This is a genomic window from Devosia pacifica (genome assembly GCF_014652635.1).
GTDB classification, from domain to species: domain Bacteria; phylum Pseudomonadota; class Alphaproteobacteria; order Rhizobiales; family Devosiaceae; genus Devosia; species Devosia pacifica.
This window is the reverse complement of record NZ_BMZE01000001.1, coordinates 764,913-788,408: the sequence shown is the minus strand read 5'-3', so window position 1 is coordinate 788,408 and position 23,496 is coordinate 764,913. Positions and strand designations below refer to the sequence as shown.

At 59.8% G+C, this 23,496-nt stretch carries 23 protein-coding genes and 1 tRNA gene; 18 read left to right on the top strand and 6 right to left on the bottom strand.

Going from position 1 to position 23,496, the window contains the following annotated elements; all coding sequences use genetic code 11:
• Positions 1-2: 2 nt before the first annotated feature.
• Positions 3-1,421, bottom strand: coding sequence for an MATE family efflux transporter (locus tag IE127_RS04055; RefSeq protein WP_189423637.1), 1,419 nt, complete (start codon positions 1,419-1,421; stop codon positions 3-5).
• Positions 1,422-1,505: 84 nt separating this feature from the next.
• Between IE127_RS04055 and IE127_RS04050 the strand changes: the two genes are divergently transcribed.
• The 9 genes from IE127_RS04050 to IE127_RS04010 all read left to right on the top strand — a co-directional run bounded on the left by IE127_RS04050 (position 1,506) and on the right by IE127_RS04010 (position 11,033).
• A complete protein-coding gene (locus IE127_RS04050; protein WP_189423635.1) occupies positions 1,506-1,856 on the top strand; it encodes a DUF423 domain-containing protein in 351 nt (116 codons plus the stop codon).
• Positions 1,857-1,945: 89 nt separating this feature from the next.
• Positions 1,946-2,218, top strand: a complete 273-nt coding sequence (locus IE127_RS04045; protein ID WP_189423633.1) for a YMGG-like glycine zipper-containing protein — start codon at positions 1,946-1,948, stop codon at positions 2,216-2,218.
• A gap of 286 nt (positions 2,219-2,504) precedes the next feature.
• Entirely contained in the window at positions 2,505-4,148 is a 1,644-nt protein-coding gene (locus IE127_RS04040; protein WP_189423632.1) for a BCCT family transporter, read from the top strand.
• Between the two features lie 231 nt (positions 4,149-4,379).
• Positions 4,380-4,589 carry a cold-shock protein gene (locus IE127_RS04035; RefSeq protein ID WP_189423630.1) on the top strand — a complete coding sequence of 70 codons (210 nt, stop codon included), beginning with the start codon at positions 4,380-4,382 and terminating at the stop codon, positions 4,587-4,589.
• Between the two features lie 302 nt (positions 4,590-4,891).
• Positions 4,892-6,655: an acetolactate synthase 3 large subunit gene (locus tag IE127_RS04030; protein WP_189423628.1), complete on the top strand. Its 1,764-nt coding sequence runs from the start codon at positions 4,892-4,894 to the stop codon at positions 6,653-6,655.
• A gap of 27 nt (positions 6,656-6,682) precedes the next feature.
• Positions 6,683-7,237, top strand: coding sequence for an acetolactate synthase small subunit (gene ilvN / locus IE127_RS04025; protein WP_189423626.1), 555 nt, complete (start codon positions 6,683-6,685; stop codon positions 7,235-7,237).
• A 127-nt stretch (positions 7,238-7,364) separates the two neighbouring features.
• The gene (locus tag IE127_RS04020; protein ID WP_189423625.1) at positions 7,365-8,111 is read left to right on the top strand and encodes a pyridoxine 5'-phosphate synthase; all 747 of its coding nucleotides are present in this window, start codon (positions 7,365-7,367) and stop codon (positions 8,109-8,111) included.
• Between the two features lie 220 nt (positions 8,112-8,331).
• Positions 8,332-8,931, top strand: coding sequence for an NADPH-dependent FMN reductase (locus IE127_RS04015; protein WP_189423624.1), 600 nt, complete (start codon positions 8,332-8,334; stop codon positions 8,929-8,931).
• Positions 8,932-9,107: 176 nt separating this feature from the next.
• On the top strand, positions 9,108-11,033 hold the full coding sequence (locus tag IE127_RS04010; protein ID WP_189423623.1) for a potassium transporter Kup: 1,926 nt from the start codon (positions 9,108-9,110) through the stop codon (positions 11,031-11,033).
• Between the two features lie 12 nt (positions 11,034-11,045).
• Here IE127_RS04010 and IE127_RS04005 read toward each other — a convergent pair whose 3' ends face one another.
• Entirely contained in the window at positions 11,046-11,483 is a 438-nt protein-coding gene (locus IE127_RS04005; RefSeq protein ID WP_189423622.1) for a hypothetical protein, read from the bottom strand.
• A gap of 143 nt (positions 11,484-11,626) precedes the next feature.
• Positions 11,627-12,772, bottom strand: a complete 1,146-nt coding sequence (locus IE127_RS04000; protein WP_189423621.1) for an NADH:flavin oxidoreductase/NADH oxidase — start codon at positions 12,770-12,772, stop codon at positions 11,627-11,629.
• A 163-nt stretch (positions 12,773-12,935) separates the two neighbouring features.
• On the opposite strand from IE127_RS04000, the gene IE127_RS03995 reads away from it, so the two are divergent.
• The 7 genes from IE127_RS03995 (at position 12,936) to IE127_RS03965 (ending at position 19,477) form a co-directional block, all read left to right on the top strand.
• Complete coding sequence (locus IE127_RS03995; protein WP_189423620.1) at positions 12,936-13,583, top strand: TetR/AcrR family transcriptional regulator; 648 nt, start codon at positions 12,936-12,938, stop codon at positions 13,581-13,583.
• A 22-nt stretch (positions 13,584-13,605) separates the two neighbouring features.
• Positions 13,606-14,625 (top strand): ketol-acid reductoisomerase, encoded by a 1,020-nt coding sequence (ilvC, locus tag IE127_RS03990; RefSeq protein ID WP_189423619.1) that lies wholly within the window; start codon positions 13,606-13,608, stop codon positions 14,623-14,625.
• Positions 14,626-14,732: 107 nt separating this feature from the next.
• Positions 14,733-15,206 (top strand): GFA family protein, encoded by a 474-nt coding sequence (locus IE127_RS03985; RefSeq protein ID WP_189423617.1) that lies wholly within the window; start codon positions 14,733-14,735, stop codon positions 15,204-15,206.
• A gap of 17 nt (positions 15,207-15,223) precedes the next feature.
• Positions 15,224-16,111, top strand: coding sequence for a PhzF family phenazine biosynthesis protein (locus IE127_RS03980; protein ID WP_189423616.1), 888 nt, complete (start codon positions 15,224-15,226; stop codon positions 16,109-16,111).
• A gap of 330 nt (positions 16,112-16,441) precedes the next feature.
• A complete protein-coding gene (locus IE127_RS03975; RefSeq protein WP_189423614.1) occupies positions 16,442-17,998 on the top strand; it encodes a 2-isopropylmalate synthase in 1,557 nt (518 codons plus the stop codon).
• A complete protein-coding gene (locus IE127_RS03970; RefSeq protein WP_189423612.1) occupies positions 17,995-18,456 on the top strand; it encodes a GNAT family N-acetyltransferase in 462 nt (153 codons plus the stop codon). Before IE127_RS03975 ends, IE127_RS03970 begins: the two co-directional genes overlap by 4 nt.
• Before the next feature lie 70 nt (positions 18,457-18,526).
• Positions 18,527-19,477, top strand: coding sequence for an endonuclease/exonuclease/phosphatase family protein (locus tag IE127_RS03965; protein ID WP_189423610.1), 951 nt, complete (start codon positions 18,527-18,529; stop codon positions 19,475-19,477).
• Here the strand turns inward: IE127_RS03965 and IE127_RS03960 are convergent.
• Positions 19,474-20,589, bottom strand: coding sequence for a pyridoxal phosphate-dependent aminotransferase (locus tag IE127_RS03960; RefSeq protein ID WP_189423609.1), 1,116 nt, complete (start codon positions 20,587-20,589; stop codon positions 19,474-19,476). The genes IE127_RS03965 and IE127_RS03960 overlap by 4 nt on opposite strands.
• 319 nt (positions 20,590-20,908) lie before the next feature.
• On the opposite strand from IE127_RS03960, the gene IE127_RS03955 reads away from it, so the two are divergent.
• Positions 20,909-21,115 (top strand): hypothetical protein, encoded by a 207-nt coding sequence (locus IE127_RS03955; RefSeq protein ID WP_189423608.1) that lies wholly within the window; start codon positions 20,909-20,911, stop codon positions 21,113-21,115.
• Positions 21,116-21,159: 44 nt separating this feature from the next.
• On the opposite strand, the gene IE127_RS03950 is transcribed toward IE127_RS03955, so the two are convergent.
• Positions 21,160-21,987 (bottom strand): mechanosensitive ion channel family protein, encoded by an 828-nt coding sequence (locus IE127_RS03950; protein ID WP_189423607.1) that lies wholly within the window; start codon positions 21,985-21,987, stop codon positions 21,160-21,162.
• 165 nt (positions 21,988-22,152) lie between these two features.
• Between IE127_RS03950 and IE127_RS03945 the strand changes: the two genes are divergently transcribed.
• Positions 22,153-22,228: transfer RNA gene (locus IE127_RS03945), tRNA-Lys, on the top strand.
• An 82-nt stretch (positions 22,229-22,310) separates the two neighbouring features.
• On the opposite strand, the gene IE127_RS03940 is transcribed toward IE127_RS03945, so the two are convergent.
• Positions 22,311-23,360, bottom strand: a complete 1,050-nt coding sequence (locus IE127_RS03940; RefSeq protein WP_189423606.1) for a tyrosine-type recombinase/integrase — start codon at positions 23,358-23,360, stop codon at positions 22,311-22,313.
• Positions 23,361-23,496: the final 136 nt, after the last annotated feature.

Sequence of the window (23,496 nt, the reverse complement as noted above, 5' to 3'; positions counted from 1 at the left end):
GCTTACGCCGGAATTCCCCTCAACAGGCCCAGCCGTTCGCGCCAGGCAAAGCGCCAGGTGAGAACGATCGCGACTGCCGATAGACCCACCGCAAGTCCGAGCCAGATACCGACACCTTCGAGATCGGCGACGAACCCCAAAGCGTAAGCTGTCGGAAGGCCGATGAACCAGTAGCCGATAATTGCAGCCAACATCGGCACCGTGGTGTCATTGAGGCCGCGCAGCGCGTGAGCGGCGATCACCTGCGCCCCATCAACGATCTGGAACAGGCCGGCGACCACGAGGTAGGTGGCTGCCAGAGCCAGAGCCTCGGTGTTCGATGCCTGGTTGGGATCGAGGAAAAGGCGCACGAACACTCCGGAGAACGCGATGAACAATGCCGCTGAAAAGGCCATGAAGCCAGTGCCAAGAGCCATCGCAACCCAACCGGCGCGGGCCACCGCGTCCCGGTCTTTTGCCCCATACCCGACACCGACCCGCACCGTACTGGCCATGCCAAGGCCGAGCGGCACCATGAACGCGGTGGATGCACATTGCAGTGCCACGGCATGGGCGGCCACCTCGTCAGTGCCGAGCCAACCCATGAACAGTGCAGCGGCGGTGAACATGCCGACTTCGGCGAGCAGGGTAAAGCCGATGGGTACGCCGATGCGCACGATCTGCCAGAATCGTGACCAGTCCGGCCGCCAGAATCGCACGAGAATGTTGAAGCGCTTGAATCGACGATGCCGCAGCACGAAAAGCAGCATTAGCGCGAACATCAGCAGGTTGGTCGTCAATGTCGCAACGGCCGCCCCACGAAGCTCGAGCCTCGGAGCACCGAAATTGCCGAATATCAGCAAATAGTTGACTGCGGCGTTGAAGAATACGCCGGCAACGGTGATCCACAGAATGATCCGCGTTGTGTCGAATGCAGAGAGCAGTGAGCGCAAGGTCATGATGCCGAGCGCGGGCAGGACGGAGAATGCCGCAATCTGCATGTACTGTCCGGCGCGTTCTGTCGCCAGCGGATCCTGACCGGTGACCGTGAAGAACAGTTCGATCTGAAGCAGCAGCGGGATGATCAGGGCGGAAGCCGCGATCGAGACCCAAAATCCCTGGCGCACCACGCGCCGAATGCCCTTGATATTGCGGGCGCCACGAGCCTGAGCAACCAGCGGCGCGACGGCGCTCACCGTGCCGATACCAAGCAGCAGCACCGGCGTGAGAACCGCCGTTGCAAGCGTGCCGGCAGCAAGAAAATCTGAGCCAAGCCAGCCGAGCATGATTACGTCGGTGACGTGCAGGGCGTTCTGCGCAAGCTGGGCAATCACCAGCGGCCAGGCGAGCAAGAGCGTTGCCTTCAGTTCATCCTGCCACGAGGGTGCGGCAGCACGGTGTGGCGCCGCCCCCTGCGTCACCGTGAAATCTTGCTCTGTCATTGTCTTTGGTCCTACTCGCAGGCAAGACCTCTATCCGATTGGCCGCAGACTTCAAGCGCCGGTGATCCGGCAAGGATCGTGCACATGGAACGCAAAGTCATGATGCTTATGGCAGGCGCGATGGGCGCGGGGGGTGTTGCCGCGGCCGCTGCCGCTTCGCATCTGGAGTCGAGCCGCACCATCGCCGCGCTGGCGACGATTGCGCTTGCGCATGCGCCGGTTCTGCTGATTCTTGCAGAGCGGCTCAAGCGGGGGCGCCTGATCCGGCTCGCAGCATGGGTGCTGGCGATTGGCGCAGCCGGCTTTGTTCTCGACATGGCAATCCGCACCTTTTTGCCTGACCGCATGCCGGGCTTTGCTGCCCCTGTATTCGGCGCAATGATGATGCTGGGCTGGGTTGGTACGGGAATTTTCGGTGTTGCCGAAAAGCACTGATTTTCGCTGGTGCCACAGATTGTTCACGTTTGGCGGAACCATTGGCAAGCTTGCTCATTCAGTCGGGCAGTAACCATCCGGAGGGTTTCATGTACAAAATTCTTATCGTCCTCGCAGCTATCTTCTCACTCGCAGCTTGCACCAGCACCCAGACGGGCGCCGCCATCGGCGCAGGCGGCGGTGCCATTGTGGGTGCTGCAACGACGGGCAGCGTGTTGGGCACGGCAGTTGGCGCAGGCATTGGCGGCGTTGCTGGCGCTGCGGCAGGCAACGTTCTCGGCCGCCTTGAGAGCAACCCGAACCGTTGCGTTTATCAGCGCGCTGATGGCACCCGTTTTGTCGACGTTTGCCCCGAGGGCTGATACTGGTCGAATAGACCACTGAATTGAAGGGCGCCTGAGGGCGCCCTTTTTTTCTTGTGCCGCAGCAGTTTGTGTCGGCCCGTCATCACAAAAGGCGAGGCTTCAAACGACGTCTTTCCCCGAGGCGGTTGCAGTTGCAAGTCAAATACTCTCTACTTGCAGAATAACATCGATCAACCTCGCATCTGCCTCGCCCCGCACAGGGCGCGGGCGGATCTATTTGTCCTAAATGCCGGCCCTCGGAAAAAACGGGGGTCGGCAAGGCGCGAAGACCAGGGAGTATTACATGGCATCGAACGAGGAGTCGGCGGTCACCAAGGCAATTCCATCTCCGGAAGGGCCGACCCAGATCATCGAGACTGACTATTCTATTGGTCAGGATAATATCAGGCCGAAATTCGGGCGTTTTCGCCTGGACATCCACAACCCGGTCTTCGTGATTTCGGTCCTCACGATCGTCGCATTCGTTGCGATTACGCTTATTCTGGGCGAGCGCTCACGTCCGATCTTCGAGGGCGTTCGGGACTGGCTGACAGCGAACTTCGACTGGTTCTTCCTCAGCGCCGGCAATATCTTCGTGCTGGTCTGTCTGTTTCTGGTGGTGTCGCCATACGGCAAGATTCGTATTGGTGGACGCGAGGCAAAGCCGGATTTCGGCTACGCAGGCTGGTTTGCCATGCTGTTTGCTGCTGGCATGGGCATCGGGTTGATGTTCTACGGCGTGTCCGAGCCGCTTTCGCACTTTTCCAGTTCAGTCGGCGGCGTGGTGACCGAGGACGGTGTGAGAACCGATTGGGCTCCACTCGGGGCGGCAGCCGAAAACAATGTTGCGGCTGAACGGCTCGGTATGGCGGCGACAATCTTCCACTGGGCGCTACATCCTTGGGCGATCTACGCGGTGGTGGCATTGTCGCTAGCGATATTCAGCTATAACAAGGGCTTGCCGCTGACCATTCGCTCCATTTTCTATCCGATTTTCGGCGAGCGGGTCTGGGGGTGGACCGGGCACGTGATCGACATTCTCGCTGTGTTCGCGACCCTGTTTGGCCTCGCAACATCGCTCGGGATTGGTGCACGTCAGGCGAATGCCGGGTTGGAGTTCCTGTTCGGCCTCCCGGTCAACAATACAGTGATGGTGCTGCTGATCGTCGCGATCACCTGCGTTGCGCTGGGCTCGGTTGTTGCGGGCCTGGATGCAGGTGTGAAGCGGCTTTCAGAGATCAACATGTTGCTGGCCGTGCTGTTGCTGGCCTTCGTCATAGCCGTCGGCCCAACGGTTTCGATTCTCGTAGGTTTTTTCGCCAATCTCGGCGCCTATCTGCAGCATCTGCCGGCGCTATCGAACCCATTTGGTCGCACGGATGACAATTTCCGGCATGGCTGGACAGCCTTTTACTGGGCTTGGTGGATTTCCTGGTCGCCGTTTGTGGGCATGTTCATTGCCCGTGTCAGCCGTGGCCGCACCGTACGCGAATTCATCGTGTGTGTGCTGCTTATTCCCTCGCTGGTGTCAGTGCTCTGGATGACTGCATTCGGTGGGACAGCCATTCATGAGGTGGTGGATCAGGGCCTCACGACTGTCGCCGACTCAGCGCTCGAAATTCAGCTGTTCCAGATGCTGTCCTACCTGCCTCTTGCACAGTTGACCTCGTTTGTCGGCATCGCCCTGGTGATCGTGTTTTTCGTGACCTCCTCGGACTCCGGTTCGTTGGTGATCGATACGATTACAGCAGGGGGCAAGGTGAATGCGCCCACGGCGCAGCGCGTTCTTTGGGCAAGCTTTGAAGGCCTCGTGGCAATCGCGTTGTTGCTTGGGGGTGGATTGGCAGCGCTTCAGGCAATGGCGGTCTCCACGGGGTTCCCGTTCGCGATTATCCTTTTGGTCGCCTGCGTCGGTCTCATTAAAGGGCTGGCGAGCGAACCGCGATAACAACACTGGCTCCGGGCGGCTCGGCTGTCCGGGGCCTTGCTATTGCCGCAAAGAGCAGCCATAAGGCTTCAGCGTTTTCAGCCGTACTTGGCTATATCGACGGCGTCCTTGGACGTCTGGTTGCCTCTCCACGATCTTGCGAACGTTTGTTTCCGCACAGCGCGAGCGCGCGACGCGGTTTTCGGCCCGTTCGCTGATGGCTTCGGGCGCCATTCTCTAAAGGACTTCACCATGACGACTGGTACCGTCAAATTCTTCAACACCACCAAGGGCTTCGGCTTCATCTCCCCGGATGACGGTGGCAAGGACGCATTCGTCCACATCAGCGCTGTTGAGCGCGCCGGGATGCACACCCTGACCGAAGGTCAGAAGGTGACCTACGATCTCGAGACCGGCCGTGATGGCCGCGCCTCTGCTGCAAATCTGCAGGCTGCAGACTGATTTGACGAAGGGCCACCGCAAGGTGGCCCTTTTTCTTTCCCGCGTCGGCGGGATATATAGTCGAGCTTTTTCTTGACACACCCGAAGCAAGTTTTTATCTGTTTTGCGGTATTCGACTGAGGAGCGACCCCGTGCGGTCTATCATTCTCGTAGTAGGTTGGCGCATCGGCAACGTGGGATAAGTTCCCGCGCGATAGCTGATGCGCCGAACAAGGTCCCGAAAGGGGCCTTTTTTATTGGCTGGTTCACGCCGGCTTTGCAGGTAAGGGCGGTGATGGCGCCCGGTGAGGAAGGATAAGGCAATGGCCGAACAAATGACCGGCGCAGAAATGGTTGTGCAGGCTCTGATCGACCAGAACGTGCAGCACATCTTCGGGTATCCCGGTGGTGCAGCACTCCCGATCTATGATGCGATCTTTCAGCAGGACAGTGTTCAGCACATTCTGGTGCGCCACGAGCAGGGTGCGACCCACATGGCCGAAGGCTATGCACGCTCGACGGGCAAGCCCGGTGTGGTGCTGGTTACGTCGGGTCCGGGAGCAACCAATGCTGTTACCGGCCTCACCGATGCCCTGATGGATTCCATCCCGTTGGTCTGCATCACCGCGCAGGTCCCGACCACCTTGATCGGCTCGGACGGTTTCCAGGAATGCGACACGGTCGGCATCACGCGCAGCTGCACCAAGCATAATTATCTGGTCAAGCGCGTTGAGGATCTCCCAAGGGTTCTTCATGAAGCTTTTCATATCGCTACCAGCGGGCGTCCCGGCCCGGTGGTGATCGACATTCCGAAAGATGTCCAGTTCGCCCTCGGCGAGTATACCCGTCCGGAGGCCGACGGTTTCCGGCATTCGAGCTACAAGCCGCAGACGCAAGGGGATCTCGAGGCCATCAAAGTTGCCGTCGAGATGATGCTGCGCGCCGAGCGTCCGGTGATCTACTCCGGTGGTGGTGTGATCAACTCGGGCCCGGAAGCGTCCAAGCACTTGCGTGAGTTGGCTGAATTGACCGGCTTTCCCGTCACCTCGACCCTGATGGGGCTGGGAGCATTCCCGGCGTCCGATCCGCAGTGGCTTGGGATGCTTGGCATGCACGGCACCTACGAAGCCAACCTTGCGATGCATGATTGCGATCTGATGATCAATATCGGCGCGCGGTTCGACGATCGTATCACCGGACGGATCGATGCGTTTTCTCCGGACTCGACCAAGGTTCACGTCGATATCGATCCGGCGCAGATCAACAAGAATGTCCGTGTCGATCTACCGATCGTCGGTGATTGCGGGCTGGTGCTCGAGGAAATGGTTCGGCTTTACCGCTCGATAACCAACGAGCCGCGCACCGAGGCAATTGCAGACTGGTGGAAGCAGATCGAGGGCTGGCGTGAGGTGAAGTCGCTGAACTACACGCCATCGGAAACGACCATCAAGCCGCAATACGCGATCGCCAGACTGTACGAAATGACCAAGGACCGTGATGTCTACATCACTACCGAGGTCGGGCAGCACCAGATGTGGGCCGCGCAGCACTTCCATTTCGACAAGCCGAACCGGTGGATGACCTCTGGCGGTCTGGGCACGATGGGGTACGGCCTGCCTGCGGCTGTCGGCGTTCAGGTGGCGCACCCGGATGCGCTGGTTATCGATATTGCCGGCGAAGCCAGCGTTCAGATGACAATGCAGGAAATGTCGACGGCGGTGCAGTATCGGCTGCCGATCAAGATCTTCATCCTCAACAATGAGCGTATGGGGATGGTTCGGCAGTGGCAGGACCTGCTGCATGGCGGCCGGTACGCGCACTCCTATTCAGAAAGCCTGCCGGATTTCGTCAAGCTGGCAGAGGCTTATGGCGGCAAGGGCATACGTTGCGACAACCCTGCCGAGCTCGATGCTGCGATCCAGGAGATGCTCGATTACCCAGGACCGGTTCTCTTCGACGTCCTCGTGGAAAAGGATGAGAACTGCCTGCCGATGATCCCGTCGGGCAAGCCACACAACGAGATCATCCTGCCCGATACAGCCAATATCGGATCGATCATTGACGAAAAAGGGCGCCAGCTCGTCTAGGCGAGCCCAGCGATAGGAGATTTCAGAATGAACGCTCATCTTCTGCCGACTGGATCGGCCTACTTCATTACCAAGGAAACCGATGCTCCGGAGCGGCATACGCTATCGGTTCTGGTGGATAACGAGCCCGGCCTTTTGGCTCGCGTTGTCGGCCTGTTCTCGGCACGTGGGTTCAACATCGAGAGTCTCACTGTCAGCGAGACCGAGCACGACAAGGGCTTAAGCCGCATCACTGTCGTGGTGGTGGCGACGCCCAAGGTGCTGGTTCAGATCAAGCTGCAGCTGGAGCGCCTGGTGCCGGTGCACAAGGTGCATGATCTGACGGCCGAAGGTGCTTCGCTCGAGCGTGAGCTGGCGCTGATAAAAGTCGGCGGATCAGGCGAGCATCGCGCAGAAACCTTGCGCCTTGCCGATGCCTTTCGCGCCAACATCGTCGATGCGACAACCGAAAGCTTCGTCTTCGAAGTGACGGGTAAGCCCTCGAAAATAGACTCTTTTATTTCCCTGATGGTGCCGCTCGGTCTGATCGAAGTCGTACGCACCGGTGTGGCGGCAATATCGCGCGGTCCCGAGGGAATGTAGCTGAGCAAGACTGGTGGCCGGGTGAGTTCCGGCCATCAGCCAAACTGATCTTTGGATCACCAAGAAGAATTGAGGCTTTACCGACTTATCGTGTAACAGCGTTTTCAGCCTTGTTCGGGATAAGCCTATGACCGCGCTTTCAGTCAACCTCAATGCCGTCGCGCAATTGCGCAATCGCCGCGATTTGCCGTGGCCGAGCGTTACGGGAATTGCCCGTATCGCGCTTGATGCGGGGGCGGCGGGGATCACGGTGCATCCGCGACCAGACGGGCGTCACATTCGCCGCGCCGACGTCCACGATCTGGCGGAACTGATTGCCGCGGAGTACCCGCACGCGGAGTTCAACGTCGAAGGCTATCCTACAGACGAGTTTCTCGAACTGGCCACGTCTGTGTCACTGCACCAGGTGACGCTGGTCCCCGACGATCCGCAGCAGGCGACATCGGACCATGGATGGGATTTTCGCGGTAAGGCGAACTTTCTGGCAGACATCGTCAGGGGACTTCAGGCCGATGGCCGCCGGGTGTCGCTGTTCTGCGATCCTGACGCTGGTCCTGATGATATTTCTGCGGCGCGAGACACCGGTGCCGCCCGGATCGAGTTGTTCACCGGTCCCTATGGCGGGTGCATCGAAGATGAGGACGCGGCAGCGCATGAGCTCGAGGCGATGCGGCGAACAGTGGATGATGCCTTGGCAAAGGGCCTCGCTGTCAATGCAGGCCACGATCTGACCCTCGGCAATCTGCCAGCTTTCAAGACTGTTCTGCCTGAGATTGCGGAAGTGTCGATCGGCCATGGCCTGACCGCCGACGCCCTGATTCTCGGATTCGGCGAGGCGGTGCGTCAGTACAGGGCAATTCTTGAAACTGATTGATCGTCTTTGGCAGACAGTCCGTCACGAGGCGGTGGCCGTTAGCCTTCTGTCGCCCTGCGAAACCGCGATTTCAAGGCGATTCAACAGGTTACATACATGATACCGGGGCGCACCGGTGTGCGTGGACCACTTGTCAGTGCCTCCTTGCGCTCTGTCGAGACAGGAACATATATCGCCTCAGTTCTGATTTGTTCCTGACTTCAACGAGAAGAGTTTGAAAATGTCCAAGCCAAAGATAGCCGTAATCGTCTCCTCTACACGTGACTCGCGTTTTGCCGACAAGCCGGCGCAGTGGGTCCTTCAGCAGGCTCAGAAGCGCGACGAATTCGATGTCGAACTGGTCGACATCAAGGATTTTGATCTGCCGTTCTTCAACGAGATGGCCTCCAATCTCTGGATGCCGAGCGAAGACCCGAATGCCATCGCCTGGCAGAAAAAGATCGGTGAGTTCGACGGCTACATCTTCGTGGTCGCCGAGTATAACCGTTCGATCACTGGCGCCCTCAAGAATGCGCTCGACCAGGCCTATCTCGAGTGGAACCGCAAGCCTGCTGCCTATGTCGGCTATGGCTCGGTTGGCGCCGCCCGTGCCATCGAGCATCTGCGCCTGATCAACATCGAACTGCAGATGGTCCCCGTGCGTTCCGGCGTCCACATTGGCGGTTCCGAGTTCATGAAGGTCCACCCGCTTGGCGAGAACGGCGATATCTCGAACATCGAGCCGGCAATCCTTCCGGGCATGAATGACCTGCTGGATCAGCTCGTGTGGTGGACCTCGGCCACCAAGGCACAGCGCGAGCGTGACGCGGCTAACGCCTGATCCGGCGTCGCCAGGCGCGACTCTCGAGTTCTTGTGTTGTCGGATCGGCGGTGCCCTGGCGGGCGCCGCCGATCTGCTTTGTAAGCAACTCCTTGTGCGGGCGGGGAGACGCGGGTTGTGCCGCTGGGTGGGCGGGTGTATAGGGCGCCGGCCCTTGAACCAGTAGCCCAAAGCTCATGACGCAAACCAGTAGCGCCGGCAGCACCCCAGCCGGTGACGTTGCGACCGAACAGGCCGGCAACGGCCACGGCAGCCTTCCGCTCCTCACTCTAGGCGTCGTTGGTGTCGTTTACGGAGATATCGGCACCAGTCCAATCTATGCCTTCCGGCAGGCTATGAGCGTGGCACCGGGCGGCCACAACACAACAGGTGAAATCCTCGGGCTGTTGTCGCTGATCGTCTGGGCTTTGACGCTGACTGTTGCCGTCAAGTACATCTTCTTCGTTACCCGTGCCGACAATAACGGCGAAGGCGGCACGCTTTCGCTGATGTCGCTCGCGCGCAAGACATTCGACAAAGCGCCGACCTGGATTACTGGTCTGGGCGTGCTCGGCGCCGCGATGTTCTACGGCGATGCGATGATCACGCCGGCAATCTCGGTGCTCTCTGCGGTCGAGGGCCTTGAGATTGTGGCGCCGAACATGACGCGGTGGGTTGTGCCGATCACCCTCGTCATCATTGTCGGGCTTTTTGCGGTGCAAAGGTTTGGTACGGCGGGCGTGGCCATCGTGTTCGGCCCGATTACGGCGGTCTGGTTCCTTGTTCTTGGCACTATCGGCGTCGTTCACATCGTCCAGTATCCGGGAATTCTCGCAGCGCTGAATCCGTATTATGCGATCGAATTTCTCGTCACCCACGCCAATCTCGCCTTTGTCGTCATGGGTGCCGTGTTTCTAGCGGTCACGGGTGCAGAGGCGCTCTATGTCGATATCGGTCACTTCGGGCGTCGCCCGATCGTTCTGGCCTGGTTCGGTCTCGTATTCCCGTGTCTGCTGCTGAATTACTTCGGGCAGGGGGCATTTGTGCTCAGTGTCGGCCCGGAAACCGTCCGAAGCCCATTTTTTGAGATGCATCCCGATTGGGCCATTGGCCCGTTCGTAGCCCTTGCAACCATGGCCACGATTATTGCCAGTCAAGCGGTAATTTCCGGCGCCTATAGCCTGACGCAGCAGGCAATCGCGCTCAATTTGCTGCCGCGCATGGTCGTACGCCATACCTCCGAGACGCAGAGCGGCCAGGTGTACATGCCGCAGGTCAACAGCTTCCTGATGATCATGGTGCTGATCCTCGTCGTGGCTTTCCGCAGTTCCGAGGCGCTCAGCCAGGCTTATGGCATTGCCGTATCGGGCATCATGATCGTCACGCTGGCGCTGCTGCTGGTGGTGATGCGCCGCAACTGGAAATGGCACACCATATGGCTCGTTGGCTTCGCAGCGCTCTACGCCGTGATCGACGGAGGCTTCTTCATCGTCAACGCCGCCAAGATCTTCAACGGCGGCTGGGTGCCGGTGGCGGTCGCTGCGATCGTGTCACTGGTAATGGTGACCTGGATGCTGGGGCGTCGCCGTCTGGCTGAAAAGACCCGTCGGGACGAAGTGCCGCTATCCTTCCTCGTCGACAACCTCGCAAAGAAGCGTCCGACAACGGTGCCCGGCACGGCGATCTTCCTGACCAGCGACATCGAAGGCGCCCCCACGGCGTTGCTGCACTCGCTCAAGCACTACAAAGTCTTGCACGAGTCGAACGTGATCCTCACAGTCAACACGTCGCCATCGCCGCGTGTGCCCGATGACGAGAAGGTTCACTACGAAGCCTATAACGAGCTGTTCAGCCGCGTGATCGTGACGTTTGGCTATATGGAAGAGCCGAATATCCCCAAGGCGCTGGCACTTGCCCGTAAGATCGGGTGGAAGTTCGATATCATGTCGACATCGTTTTTCCTGTCCCGGCGCTCACTCAAGGCAGGGCAAAAGGGGAACATGCTCAGGCGTTGGCAGGATCGTGTCTTCGCACGGCTCGCGCGTAATGCCAGCGATGCGACGGAGTATTTCCACATCCCGACCGGTCGGGTGGTCGAAATCGGTACGCAGCTGGTGCTCTGAGGCGCTTGGACCTCAGGTTTCGATATCCGGGCAGACATAGGGCACGTTGGCTGCGGTGAAACGCTGCTCCTCGACGCTGCCGCCAATGCGATGCAGACGCAGAACAAGTTCGCCCTCGTTCAGGCTCGCGATGTCGGCATCGATCTTCATGCCGTCCTCGTCCCAGCTGATCCGTGACGTCGAGACCTGCTGCCACTCGGAAAGCCGATAGGTTTCCCAGCAGCTGTCCGAGACCAGCGTGCCGTCCTGCAGGAAGATGTGCATTGGGCCGGGCAGACCGGTTTCGTCCGCCCGGACCCAGACGCGATTTAGCAAGGGATTTTTGGAGGTCTCGCCGTCGTCTCCGGCCTCGGTTTCAGTTTCGATATCTTGCGCCGAAGCAGGCAGGGCCATGCATGTGCCAACACCCCAAACACTGAGCAGTGCGAAAATAGCGGCCTTGGTATCCATGTCATGTTCCCCTTCAACGACGCTGATCTGGTTATCCCGGATCAGCAAGACAAGAGTGGCACCCCGATTGCGGTGATTTTTGGATCGAGTTGCATCAATCGTCTGAGCGGGGCACCGCTCCAAAAATCATGGTTTGCAAACCGTTAACGCGTTGCGCCGGCGGCGAGACTGCGATCGCGGTCGCGCATGCGGGCTGCGGCCTGTATCGGCCAGAGATCATAGTCCGGTTCTTCCTGTAGTGCCTTGGCGGCGTGTACCGGCCAATTGGGGTCGTCAAGCGCGCCGCGGGCAAGCGCCGCGAAGTCCGCCTGTCCTTCGGCAATCATCCTGTTGGCGGCAATGGGGTCATGAATCAGGCCGACGGCCATTGTGGGCACACCCGTTGCCTGTCGGATCGCTTCAGAAAACGGCACCTGGTATAGCGGCTCGGCCTTAATCCGCCCGCCAGAAAAGCCGCCTGAGGAGCAGTCGATGATGTCGACGCCGCGCGCCTTGAGTTCGTTGACGAAGGCGATGCTGTCCTCGACGCTCCAGCCGTCCGGATGATTGTCGCTGACGGAGATTCGTAAGGCGAGGGGGCGATCTTCGGGCCAGTGCTCACGGACGGCCTCAACCACCCGCAACGGGAACCGCATGCGGTTCTCGCGACTGCCGCCATAGCTATCCGTCCGTTGGTTGGCGAGCGGCGATAGAAACTGATTCAGCAAATAACCGTGTGCTGCGTGTACCTCGACGAGGTCAAAGCCCGCATCGAGCGCACGGCGCGTTGCACTCGCGAATGCCTCGACGATCGCATCGAGCCCGGCCTCGTCGAGTTCGACCGGCGTGGTGAAATCCGATCCTTCGGCATGGATCACCGGGCTCGGGGCCACAGGTGTCCAGCTTTCAAAACCAACGGCCGCTTTTTCGGCCTCGGTTTCGTCAAAGCCGTGGCGCCAGGCGATCGGAGTCGATGCCTTGCGTCCGGCATGCGCCAACTGCAGGCCGGCCGTCGATCCCTGGGCATGAATAAAGTCGTTGATGCGCTTGAGCGGAGCGATCTGCTCATCGTTCCACAGACCAAGGTCACCATAGGAGATGCGGCCGTCAGCGGTAACTGCGGTGGCTTCGACAATGACCAGACCAAAACCACCAAGCGCAAATCGGCCGAGATGAACAAAATGCCAATCGTTGGCAAGCCCGTTGACTGCGGAGTATTGGCACATGGGTGCGACGACGGTCCGGTTACGTAATGTCAGGCCGCGCGCCTCAAAAGGCTGGAACAAGGGAGGGGTGTTGGCTTGAGACATCGATCTGATCGCCTTTCCTATTATCGGCACTTTACGATGAAGTTGTAGCACAGAATGCTTCATCGGCAAGTGCCGATGAAGCAGGCAAGAACTCTCTGCTTGACGCCGAACCGTAACGTACGGTACGCCACTTGCGGAACTTTGAGTTTAGAGGAAATTCGCCGTGGCGCTGACCATAAAGGTCAATGAAGAGACGTTTACACCCCGCCAGCAGGCGGTGTTGACGGCGGCTCTTGATCTGTTGGTGGAAAATGGCGACCGGCTGACTATGACTGCGGTGGCGCGGCGCGCGAACTGCTCCAAGGAAACCCTCTACAAATGGTTCGGGGATCGCGACGGGCTATTGACGGCGACCGTTCAATGGCAGGCCGCAAAGGTGCGCATGCCGCAGGTCGACCGCACTACACTCAGTGCCGGCTCACTGCGCGAGAGTGTCGAGCAATTCGCGCGTGACCTGCTTGAGACGCTTCTGGGGGAAGTCTCGATCACGCTGAACCGGATTGCTGTCACGCACGCTGCGGCCGAAAAGGACCGTCTCGGGGAAATTGTTCTCGAGAACGGCCCTTTGGGAATCCGCCGGCGCCTGAAACCGATCATTGAGGCGGGCCGCGATGCGCGGCTGTTGCGCTTTCCGAGCAGCGAGGATGCCTACCGCACCTTCTTCGGCCTCGTGGTGCGCGACATCCAGATTCGCCTGCTCTTGGGGGACAAGACCCTCAAGCAGGTTAACGTCGATGCGGAAGCAAAAGCCGCCACCGACCAGTTTTTCGCCCTTTACGGGGTGGAGCAGTTCCGGCGCGAGCCGGCTTGAGTCGCAATCAGGGGAGAAATCCATGCGCGTCTATTATGATCGGGATGCCGATCTCAACATCATCAAGTCCAAGAAAGTCGCCATCATCGGCTACGGCAGCCAAGGGCATGCCCATGTGCTGAACCTGCGCGATTCCGGCGTCACCGACGTCGCCGTCGGTCTGCGGCCGAGTTCAGCCTCTGCCAAGAAGGCGGAAGGCGAAGGCCTCAAGGTGATGTCCGTTGCCGAGGCTGCGGCTTGGGCAGATGTGATCATGATGTTGACGCCGGATGAGCTCCAGGCCGAGATCTACAAGGAGCACATCGAGCCGAACATTCGCGACGGCGCTGCACTGGCATTCGCGCATGGCCTCAACGTGCACTTCAACCTTATCGAGCCGAAAAAGACCGTCGATGTGATCATGATCGCGCCGAAGGGCCCGGGTCATACGGTTCGCGGCGAGTACCAGCGCGGCGGCGGCGTTCCTTGCCTGATCGCTATCGATCAGGACGCTTCTGGCAACGCGCACGACATCGCACTGGCATATGCTTCGGGCGTTGGTGGCGGTCGCTCCGGCGTTATCGAGACGACGTTCCGCGAAGAGTGCGAGACCGACCTGTTCGGCGAGCAGGTTGTGCTGTGTGGCGGCCTGGTCGAATTGATCCGCGCTGGTTTCGAAACCTTGGTCGAAGGCGGCTATGCGCCCGAGATGGCCTATTTCGAGTGCCTTCACGAGGTGAAGCTGATCGTCGACCTGATCTATCAGGGCGGCATCGCCAACATGAACTACTCGATCTCGAATACTGCCGAGTGGGGCGAGTACGTCACCGGTCCGCGCATCATCACCGAGGACACCAAGGCCGAAATGAAGCGCGTGCTCAAGGACATCCAGTCCGGCAAGTTCACCGCCGAGTGGATGCAGGAGCATCATTCGGGCCAGGCTCGCTTCAAGGCAACGCGTCGGCTTGCGGACGAACATCCGATCGAGGAAGTCGGCGAAAAGCTGCGCGGCATGATGCCTTGGATCAAGGCGGGCGCGCTCGTCGACAAGGAAAAGAACTAGCGGCGGCTGCCGTTAAACCCTGGGGCGTCCGCGTTGCGGGCGCCCTTTTTCATGATACCGATGAGCGGGACCTAGAAAGGTTCGGCTTCAAGAGGAGATCGGCGACGATGTCGATGCCAGACTTTCCCGTTCAGGGCGGGTGCGTGTGCAGATCGGTGCGCTACGAACTGACGGCACCGCCGCTGGCGGTTTACAATTGCCATTGCAAGGATTGCCAGAGGTTCTCGGGAGCCGGCTGGTCGATGTCCATGCCGGTCAACGCTGAGTCTCTGAACATTCTTGACGGCTCGGTGGTGCACTACGACAAGCCAGCTGATAGCGGCCGCGTCGTCCGTATGTTCGCTTGTGCCGAGTGCGGGACAAAGCTCTGGAACGAGCCATTGTCGTCACCCGAGATGCTCGTGGTGCGGGCCGGCACGCTCGATGACCTCGCCTGGGTCAGGCCGGTTGGCAATATCTGGACTGCCAGCCGCGCTCATTGGGTCGAAATCGATCCGCATCTCGTCAATTTTGACGGGCAGCCGCCCTCGCGTGATCCGCTCTATGCGGCCTGGCAGCGGCAGATGGCAGCACAGAGTTAGTCCAAGGGGCAGACGACATGCTGAGATATCAACTGCTCGACGTCTTCACGAGCCAGCCGCTAGCCGGCAATCCGCTGGCAGTGGTGCATGATGCGCAGCGCCTGTCTTCTCAATCGATGCAGGCGATAGCGCGCGAGTTCAACCTCTCGGAGACCGTGTTCGTACTGCCGCCGGCATCGAGTTCGAACACGGCGCGCCTGCGGATATTTACACCGATGGTTGAATTGCCGTTCGCGGGGCATCCGACTGTTGGCGCCGCGGTGGCGCTGGGGCTGGCGCGCAAGATGAGCGCGATGCGGCTTGAGGAAGAGGTGGGACTTGTCACCACCTTGTTCGAGCGCGTCGGGCCGCGTCAGGGAGAGGCAAGGTTCACCCTGCCAAAGCTGCCTGAGCCCGCCGGGCCAGCGCCAGCGAGGCGCGATATCGCCATGGTGCTGGGCCTTGATCCTGAGGAGATTGGTTGCGGCTCTTACGCGCCTGAGGTCTACTCGGCCGGCAATCCATTTTACCTCATTCCAGTGCGCGGTCCTGATGCTTTGGCCAAGGCCAGTCCGGTTTTCGGAGCGCGTTGGCCAGAGCTTTTTCCGGTGGGCCGGCACTCTGTCTATGTTTTCACCGAAACGCCGGGCGAGGATGGAAACGAGCTGGCGGCACGTATGTTCTCTCCCGGCATGGGTCTCAAGGAAGATCCGGGCACCGGATCCGCCGCTGCAGCCCTAATCGGCGCCCTGGCCGAGCGTTACGGCGATAGCGGTCAGGCGGAACTGACATTGAGGCAGGGTGACGAGATGGGGCGGCCGTGCCGCATCCGGCTTTATTTCCGGCTCGAGGAAGGCAGACTGATCCATGCCGGCATTGGCGGAGACGCTGTGCTGGTGGGCGAAGGGCAACTGGATATCGACTGAACGAGACATCGTACAATGCACTCAGCCGCATACGGTCTTGCACAGGACGAGAAACTCGCGCATTGTTGTCGGCGAACCGGGATCCAAGCCATGAAGCGCTCGCGCGCCATTGCTATGACGAAAAGCACTCGCGACAGCCAGAAGCTGCGCGAATATGCTGCGCATGGATTTCTGCTCGGCGCTCTGCTCCTCCTGCTCCTTATCAGCCCCTGGTAACCGGCAGCTCGTTTTGTGCGAGCGGGTCATCAGGGGATTGTCCAGCAGCCGAACACTTCAGTTTGTCCGGCATCTTGAGCATTGCTCTCGAGCCGGCGATAGGATGAGCAAGACATGACGACAGATACCAGCAACCGCGACCGCGTCTTTATTTTCGACACCACCCTGCGTGATGGCGAGCAATCGCCGGGCGCTACCATGACTCTCGAGGAAAAACTGCAGGTCGCGGAAGTTCTCGACGAAATGGGCGTCGATATCATCGAGGCGGGCTTTCCCATCGCCTCTGTCGGCGATTTCGAGGCCGTCGTGGCCGTCGCCAAGCAGGTAAAAAAGGCCACCGTAGCCGGGCTTGCCCGCGCCATACCCGCGGACATCGACCGGGCCGGTGAGGCCGTGCGTCATGCCCAGCGCGGGCGCATCCACACATTCGTCTCGACGTCGCCAATTCATCTGGCACACCAGATGAAAAAGACCGAGGACGAGGTGATCGAGATCATCACCAAGACCGTCGGGCAGGCCCGCAACCTGATTGATGATGTCGAATGGTCGGCGATGGACGCGACCCGCACTCCGATGGACTTCCTGATGCGCTGTGTCGAGACGGCGATCAAGGCTGGCGCACGCACGATCAACCTGCCGGATACGGTTGGGTATACGATCCCCGAAGAACACTTCCAGATGTTCAAGACCATGCGTGAGAAGGTGCCCGGCGCGGAAGACGTGGTGTTTTCGGCGCATTGCCACGACGATCTCGGGATGGCAGTGGCCAACTCGCTGGCAGCAGTCGCCGGTGGCGCGCGTCAGGTGGAGTGCACGATCAACGGCCTTGGCGAACGGGCCGGCAATGCGGCGCTGGAAGAGATTGTCATGGCGTTGCAGACTCGCGGCGACGCGATGCCGTTTTTCACCAATGTCGAATCGACACATCTCAGCCGTGCCAGCAAGATCGTATCTGCAGCGTCCAATTTTCCGGTGCAGTACAACAAGTCTATCGTCGGCAAGAACGCCTTCGCGCATGAAAGCGGCATCCACCAGGATGGCATGCTGAAAAACGCCGAGACCTACGAGATCATGACCCCGGCCAGCGTCGGTATCAAGGCGACAACACTGGTCATGGGCAAGCATTCCGGCCGCGCGGCCTTCAAGGACAAGTTGCGCGAACTGGGCTATGAGCTTGGCGACAATGCCTTTCAGGAAGCGTTTGTGCGCTTCAAGGACTTGGCCGACCGCAAGAAGCATATCTACGATGCCGATATAATCGCCCTTGTCGACGACGAAGTCGGCTCGTCCAGCGACCGCATCAAGCTCGTCGGCATGGAAGTGGTTTCCAAGACCGGCGGCGTTCACACCTGCAATCTGACGCTGTCGATCGATGGCGAGGTTTCTGCCGTGAGCTACGAGGGGATGGGCTCGGTCGACGCAATCTTCTCGGCCATCAAGCAGGCAGTGGGGCAGGAGCCGCATCTGGTGCTTTATGCCGTCGATGGCGTCACCGGCGGCACCGACGCGCAGGCGAACGCACATGTGCGCCTCGAAATGAATGGCAAGATCGTTTCGGGCAACGCGGCCGAACCGGATACGCTGGTGGCTTCGGCGCGCGCCTATCTCAATGCCTATAACCGGCTGCTGATGGATCGCGGCGCATCTGCGCAAGGAGCGATGGCGGGATGACCGCCTCGCTCCGGCTTCAGCCGGTGCGTACGGAACATGACTGGACAGCACTGCATGCCATAAGGCGTGCAGTGCTGTTTGTTCCGGGTCGTCCGCTTGGGCACGTCAGCTATGACGAAGACCATGCTGATGATCGTGCGCCGGGCAACCAGCCTTATGTGCTTTACGATGACGAACGCGGCATCGGTACGACGCGGCTCGACAGCCGCGGCGGTGACGTCGGCGTGGTTCGGCTCGTCGCTATACTTACCGAATTGCAGGGGCAGGGGTATGGGCGATCGCTTCAGGCGCTCATCGATCAGCAGGCGCATGTGAATGGATGGCATACGCTCTACGTCAATGCGATCAGGACCGCCGAGGGCTACTACACCCGCACGGGCTGGGAACGACACGAATGGGATGCGGCCGAGTTGGAAGGGATATCGGCCAGTTGCGTTCAGATGCGTAAACAGCTTTAGCCATATCGCCACAAGGCGATTGCAATTGCGATGAACTCCGGTCATCACGCTCTCCTGTGCCGGGAACGTGATGATCGACAAGCGCGAGATCAGAGGGATTGTAACGGGCCTGGCCTTCGTGGTCGGTCTGATCGTCATTGCGGCGAGTGCGCCGCCATATTTGCCGGGCCAAGCGCTTCTGCAATCGCTCAGGCTTCATCTGGCAATCGGTCTCGCCGTTTTCTTGCCAGCGTTCCTATTCCTTGCCGCACCGTGGCGTGCTCTGGGAACGGCGCTACTGCTCATCGCGAGCCTTTTCCATAGCTGGTCGATCATCAACACGCAGCAACAGGCGCGCACCCTGGTTGAGGGAGCCGAGTTCGCAACGGGGTTCGATGTCCTCAGCTTCAACGTGCTGATCTCCAACCAGAACGGTGAGGCGATTGCCGACATGCTGCTCGAGCGGGATGCCGATGTCGTCGTATTAACCGAAGGCGCGCCGGTCTACAGCGAGTTCTCGCGGCTGTCGCAGCGCTATCCGTATCGCGCTGGCTGCGTCGAGGTCGCGACCTGCGATCTGATGATCCTGTCAAAGACCGAACTGATCGATGTCGACATCTTGAGCCTCAGTTCATTCTCGCCAAACCGCACAATTCTGGCCCGCACCACTATTGATGGCGAGCCGGTCCGGTTGGCTGCAGTCCACCTGACTAAGCCATATTTCGATTGGCAGGCGCAGGGAGAAGCGTTCAAACTGACGCAGTTTCTGAACCAGAGCGAAGGCGCGCTGGTGCTTGCCGGCGATCTCAACGCCGCTGCCTGGTCTGGCAATATCCACCGGCTGCTGTTGAACACCGGCATGATCCCCGGACCGGAATATCCGGCGACGTGGCCGACCGAGTTCGGTCCGGCCGGCGTTCCGATCGACAACATCTTCACGCGCAAGCCCGCATATATTTCGCGGATATCGGCACTTCCCGATCCGCTGGGCTCCAATCACCGCGGGCTGATTGCGCGTGTCGAGATCATTGAAGGGCGCTAGCCCTCGGCAGCTTTCGCTTCAGCGATCGCGCCGGGCAACTCGGCCTCGAGTATATCGAGCGCCTCGTGCGGTCCGACGCTGATCCTGATGCAGTGATCGAGCCCAGGTCCGCCTGGTTTGCGGATGAATACACCGCGCGTTGCCAGAGCTTCGAGAATGGCGCGGGCGAAGGCCGCGTTGCTGCCCGTATCCATGGTGACGAAGTTGGTTGCCGATGGAATTGGGGTGAGACCATTGTTGCGCCCGATTTTGCCCAGCCGGTCTCGGCAGGTGATGATTTCGGCAACCGTCTCCCGCAGCCATTGCTGGGCACCGAGAGCCGCGATGGCGCCAGCCTGGCCGATGCGGCTGATTGCGAAGTGGTTGCGAACACGGTTGAACGCCGCGATCGTCTGTTCTTCGCCGATGACGTAACCGACGCGAACGCCAGCCATGCCATACGCCTTCGAGAAGGTGCGCATGCGCAGAACGTTGGGGCGGAGAGGATGGATATCGGGCAGGGTTCCTGCCGGCGCCAGCTCGCCATAGGCCTCATCGAGGATCAGCATCGTGTCTTCAGGAAGGGCATCCATGAAGGCGCTGACGTCACTTGCAGGCCACCATGTGCCCATCGGGTTATCGGGGTTCGCGAGATAGACGAGATGCGCTCCCTCGCGTTCAACGGCCGCCAGAAGACCATCGAGATTTTCACGATAGTCGACAAACGGGACTTTCACCTCGCGGCCGCCAAAGCCCACGACGTGAAAATCGAAGGTCGGGTAGCCACCGAGTGACGTGATCACAGGATCTCCCGGATTGATGTAGAGCCGCGCCGCAAGGCCGAGCAGCGAATCGACGCCATCGCCAGCAGCAATCTCGGTGGCCCTCACGCCGCAATGCTGCGCTATCGCAGCGCGCAAATCGTAATTTTCTGGATCGCCGTACTTCCAGGCCTCAGGTGCCTCGGCCTGCATGGCTGCAATCGTTTGGGGCGCAGCCCCAAAGCCGCTTTCATTGGCACCGATGCGGGCGCGAAACGGTCGTCCGAGCCGGCGCTCGATGGTTTCGGGGCCGACAAACGGCACAGTGTCGGGGAGGTCAGCGGCGAGGCGCGAAAAAGGCGGTCTGGGCATTAAGAACGATCTTCATCTGGGCAGGTCCCAGCACTGTAGTCGGCGCAGGAACTGCTGAAAATCCCGTAGGTTTGATTCGTGTCTTGCCCTGGCTTAAGTGCCGGCACGGAGGCTATTGAAGATTTCAACAGCATTGGGATTGCCGGAAAATAGCCGGGAGCCCGGAAAACGGGGCTCCCTGGTATGCGTAATCCGATACCGGCAATTTTCATTAAAACTACCCTAGCCGCATAAGAACTGCGAAAGCATGGCGGCCCCAGCTTCTCACAGCGCCGCAACGCGCCGAATATCCTGAAACCCACGGTTTACGAGGCTGGGCATGTCCCCGACATATCTACTTGCACGCGATCATCTGGAGCAGGCGGCGACCATCCTGCACGATGCCGATTCGCGAACTCTGCAACTGCGCAACATCATAGAACGCACTATCGGTCTGATTGACGAGATGCGCTCGAACGACCTTCGCAGCGACGACAACGTCCTCGATCTTGGGGAGTTCAAGCGTCTGAAGCGAATGGGGTACTAGTTCGGTAGCCGGCGGCGATTGTCATCACCGCCGGCGGCGCTGCCTCAGGCAGACTCTGTCTGCTTGAGGATGCTTACGTCGAGCTTGTTGTACGGGATTTCGATTCCGGCGTTGTCGAGCTCGATTTTCACCTTTTCCCTCAGATCATTCTTCGTGGACCAATTATTGGGGCCTGTGGTCCATGCCCGCAGCGACATGATCACGGCGCTATCGGCGAGATCAGCCACAAATACCGCTGGCGCAGGTGTTTCCAGCACCCGTTCGTCCGAAGTCGCGGCGTTCAGAAGCACTTCGCGGGCCTGGGCGATGTTGGCATCGTATGCGATGCCAATCTTGATCTCAGCCATGCGTGTGGCTTCGCGCGTGTAGTTGGTGATCCTTGCGTCCCAGAGCTGCGAGTTGGGCGCGAACACATAGATGCCGTCATAGGTGCGAAGTTGCGTGCCAAACAGTCCGATCTCGACCACAGTGCCCGACAGACCCTCGGCGTCGATATATTCGCCGGTGCGGATGGGCCGGAGCCAGATCAGCATCACGCCCGCCGCGATGTTGGACAGTGTCCCCTGTAGGGCCAGGGCGATAGCAAGACCCGCCGCACCCAGAATGGCGAGTATCGAGGCGGTCTCGACACCAAACTGTCCGAGCACGATGATCAGCGTCACCAGCAGAATACCGTAACGGACAACCTGCGAGAGGATCGGGGCGATGGTCTGGTCCATCTGCTTGCCGTTGGGCAGCACCTTGCCGACGTTCTTGGCAAGGAAGCCGGAAAGTATCCAACCGGCAGCCAGCACGATCAGTGCTGTCAAAAGGGATAGTGCGTTTGACAGGATCCATTCGGTAGACACCGAAAAGATTTCGCCGTTCTCCATTACGTCGCTCCTTGGGACTTTGGCGTTTCGCGTAAAAGGCGGGGATTCTTAACGCAGGTCAAAGGCGTGGAACCAGGATTGGTTGCGCGCAGAAGATTGGCCCCCTTGCACGGAAGTTCTGGACAGGCCGGAATCGCTTTGCTAGAGAGGCGCCACTTCGGGACCGGGTGTATAGCTCAGTTGGTAGAGCAGCTGACTCTTAATCAGCGGGTCCAAGGTTCGAGTCCTTGTACACCCACCACCGAAGTGTTCATTTCCCCAAGAAAATCAGTGCTTTGGGTGAATTGGCCAAGTTGGCCGATTTTCCCCGTTTTACACGGTTCTCAATCTTTTACCGAACCGCGTGCTTTTCTGTTCCCCGCCTCAAGCTTTGTGACCGCAGAATCGCCGGCCAGATAGTGCCGTCGAATGATCGCCTCAGCGTCTCTTTCCGAGTGCCCGCTCACCTCTGCAATCTCTTTGATCGATGCGCCATTACGATAGGCGAGCGTGACAAATGTGCCGCGCAGATCATGGAAGGTCACACCCTCAATCCCCGCCTTTACGCATGTCTTCGCCCATGAGGCCCTGAAGCCGTCGCTGGTCCATGAGCGCTTGCCGCGCTCCGTCGTCAGGATCGTGACCGCCTCACGCTTTGTGCCGTCCAGTAGCGCCTTCAGGTCGCTTGAGACGCGCACCCGGACCGTGCGCCCGGTCTTGCTCTGCCTCAGAGTGATGTGTGAGCCGTCATAGGCGCTCCAGGGCAGGCGTAGCAGGTCGCCTTGGCGTTGCCCTGTCCAGCGGGCCAGTTCGAGCGCCAGAGACAGCTTTGTGCCGGCGTGAGCCTTGAAGGCCTTCAGCTGATCGTCTGACCATATCTGATCGCGGCGCGTGCCGGCCGATAGCTTCTCGACGCGCTCGAGCGGGTTGCGGTCGATCAGTTCGCGGTCGCGGGCAACTGACAGGATGCGCGCCAGCACCGTAATGAGCATGTCCGCCTTGCGCGGAGTGTCGGCAAAGCCGTCGCGCCATTCGAGGAATAGGGAACGTGTGCCGCGCTTGTCGATGACCTCTACCGGCAAATCGCAGAACTCGGCTTCAATCTCATCGATTGCCGCGTCGTAGCTGCGCTTGGTAGCATCACCAAGCTTATGGAATGCGGCGCTCTGGCGATAGACGTAGACCAGCCCAGCGAGTGTTCCTTCCCGCTTGGCATCCTCGTGGTCGCGTGTCAGCTTGGTGTATTCGACTAGGTATTCGTGCGAGCCCGGGTCCTCGGCATGGATACGAGGCCCGCCGCGCCAGGCGTAGCGGTAGATGACGACTTCGCCGGATGAGAGCCGGCGCTTGACCTCATGAACGCCCACCAGCCTGTGCTTTCGCTTTGCGGGCATCGCGCTTCGCCTTCCATTGATCGAGGCCGGAAAGCTTTTGCTCCGGTTCCATCTCGTCAACGGGAACAAACCGCACTTCGCCGGTTGTCACCACAATTCCCATAGTTATGCCAGCGTCCTTGGCCCCACGCATTAT

What these genes read in the sequence shown, in the direction of transcription:
- IE127_RS04005 (WP_189423622.1), bottom strand. Translation starts at nt 11,483, where the DNA reads ATGGATACCAAGGCCGCTATTTTCGCACTGCTCAGTGTTTGGGGTGTT.
- IE127_RS04030 (WP_189423628.1), top strand. Translation starts at nt 4,892, where the DNA reads ATGGCCGAACAAATGACCGGCGCAGAAATGGTTGTGCAGGCTCTGATC.
- ilvN (WP_189423626.1), top strand. Translation starts at nt 6,683, where the DNA reads ATGAACGCTCATCTTCTGCCGACTGGATCGGCCTACTTCATTACCAAG.
- IE127_RS03960 (WP_189423609.1), bottom strand. Translation starts at nt 20,589, where the DNA reads ATGCCCAGACCGCCTTTTTCGCGCCTCGCCGCTGACCTCCCCGACACT.
- ilvC (WP_189423619.1), top strand. Translation starts at nt 13,606, where the DNA reads ATGCGCGTCTATTATGATCGGGATGCCGATCTCAACATCATCAAGTCC.
- IE127_RS03975 (WP_189423614.1), top strand. Translation starts at nt 16,442, where the DNA reads ATGACGACAGATACCAGCAACCGCGACCGCGTCTTTATTTTCGACACC.
- IE127_RS04040 (WP_189423632.1), top strand. Translation starts at nt 2,505, where the DNA reads ATGGCATCGAACGAGGAGTCGGCGGTCACCAAGGCAATTCCATCTCCG.
- IE127_RS04015 (WP_189423624.1), top strand. Translation starts at nt 8,332, where the DNA reads ATGTCCAAGCCAAAGATAGCCGTAATCGTCTCCTCTACACGTGACTCG.
- IE127_RS04055 (WP_189423637.1), bottom strand. Translation starts at nt 1,421, where the DNA reads ATGACAGAGCAAGATTTCACGGTGACGCAGGGGGCGGCGCCACACCGT.
- IE127_RS04000 (WP_189423621.1), bottom strand. Translation starts at nt 12,772, where the DNA reads ATGTCTCAAGCCAACACCCCTCCCTTGTTCCAGCCTTTTGAGGCGCGC.
- IE127_RS04045 (WP_189423633.1), top strand. Translation starts at nt 1,946, where the DNA reads ATGTACAAAATTCTTATCGTCCTCGCAGCTATCTTCTCACTCGCAGCT.
- IE127_RS04020 (WP_189423625.1), top strand. Translation starts at nt 7,365, where the DNA reads ATGACCGCGCTTTCAGTCAACCTCAATGCCGTCGCGCAATTGCGCAAT.
- IE127_RS03970 (WP_189423612.1), top strand. Translation starts at nt 17,995, where the DNA reads ATGACCGCCTCGCTCCGGCTTCAGCCGGTGCGTACGGAACATGACTGG.
- IE127_RS03985 (WP_189423617.1), top strand. Translation starts at nt 14,733, where the DNA reads ATGTCGATGCCAGACTTTCCCGTTCAGGGCGGGTGCGTGTGCAGATCG.
- IE127_RS03950 (WP_189423607.1), bottom strand. Translation starts at nt 21,987, where the DNA reads ATGGAGAACGGCGAAATCTTTTCGGTGTCTACCGAATGGATCCTGTCA.
- IE127_RS04035 (WP_189423630.1), top strand. Translation starts at nt 4,380, where the DNA reads ATGACGACTGGTACCGTCAAATTCTTCAACACCACCAAGGGCTTCGGC.
- IE127_RS03980 (WP_189423616.1), top strand. Translation starts at nt 15,224, where the DNA reads ATGCTGAGATATCAACTGCTCGACGTCTTCACGAGCCAGCCGCTAGCC.
- IE127_RS03965 (WP_189423610.1), top strand. Translation starts at nt 18,527, where the DNA reads ATGATCGACAAGCGCGAGATCAGAGGGATTGTAACGGGCCTGGCCTTC.
- IE127_RS03955 (WP_189423608.1), top strand. Translation starts at nt 20,909, where the DNA reads ATGTCCCCGACATATCTACTTGCACGCGATCATCTGGAGCAGGCGGCG.
- IE127_RS04050 (WP_189423635.1), top strand. Translation starts at nt 1,506, where the DNA reads ATGGAACGCAAAGTCATGATGCTTATGGCAGGCGCGATGGGCGCGGGG.
- IE127_RS03940 (WP_189423606.1), bottom strand. Translation starts at nt 23,360, where the DNA reads ATGCCCGCAAAGCGAAAGCACAGGCTGGTGGGCGTTCATGAGGTCAAG.
- IE127_RS04010 (WP_189423623.1), top strand. Translation starts at nt 9,108, where the DNA reads ATGACGCAAACCAGTAGCGCCGGCAGCACCCCAGCCGGTGACGTTGCG.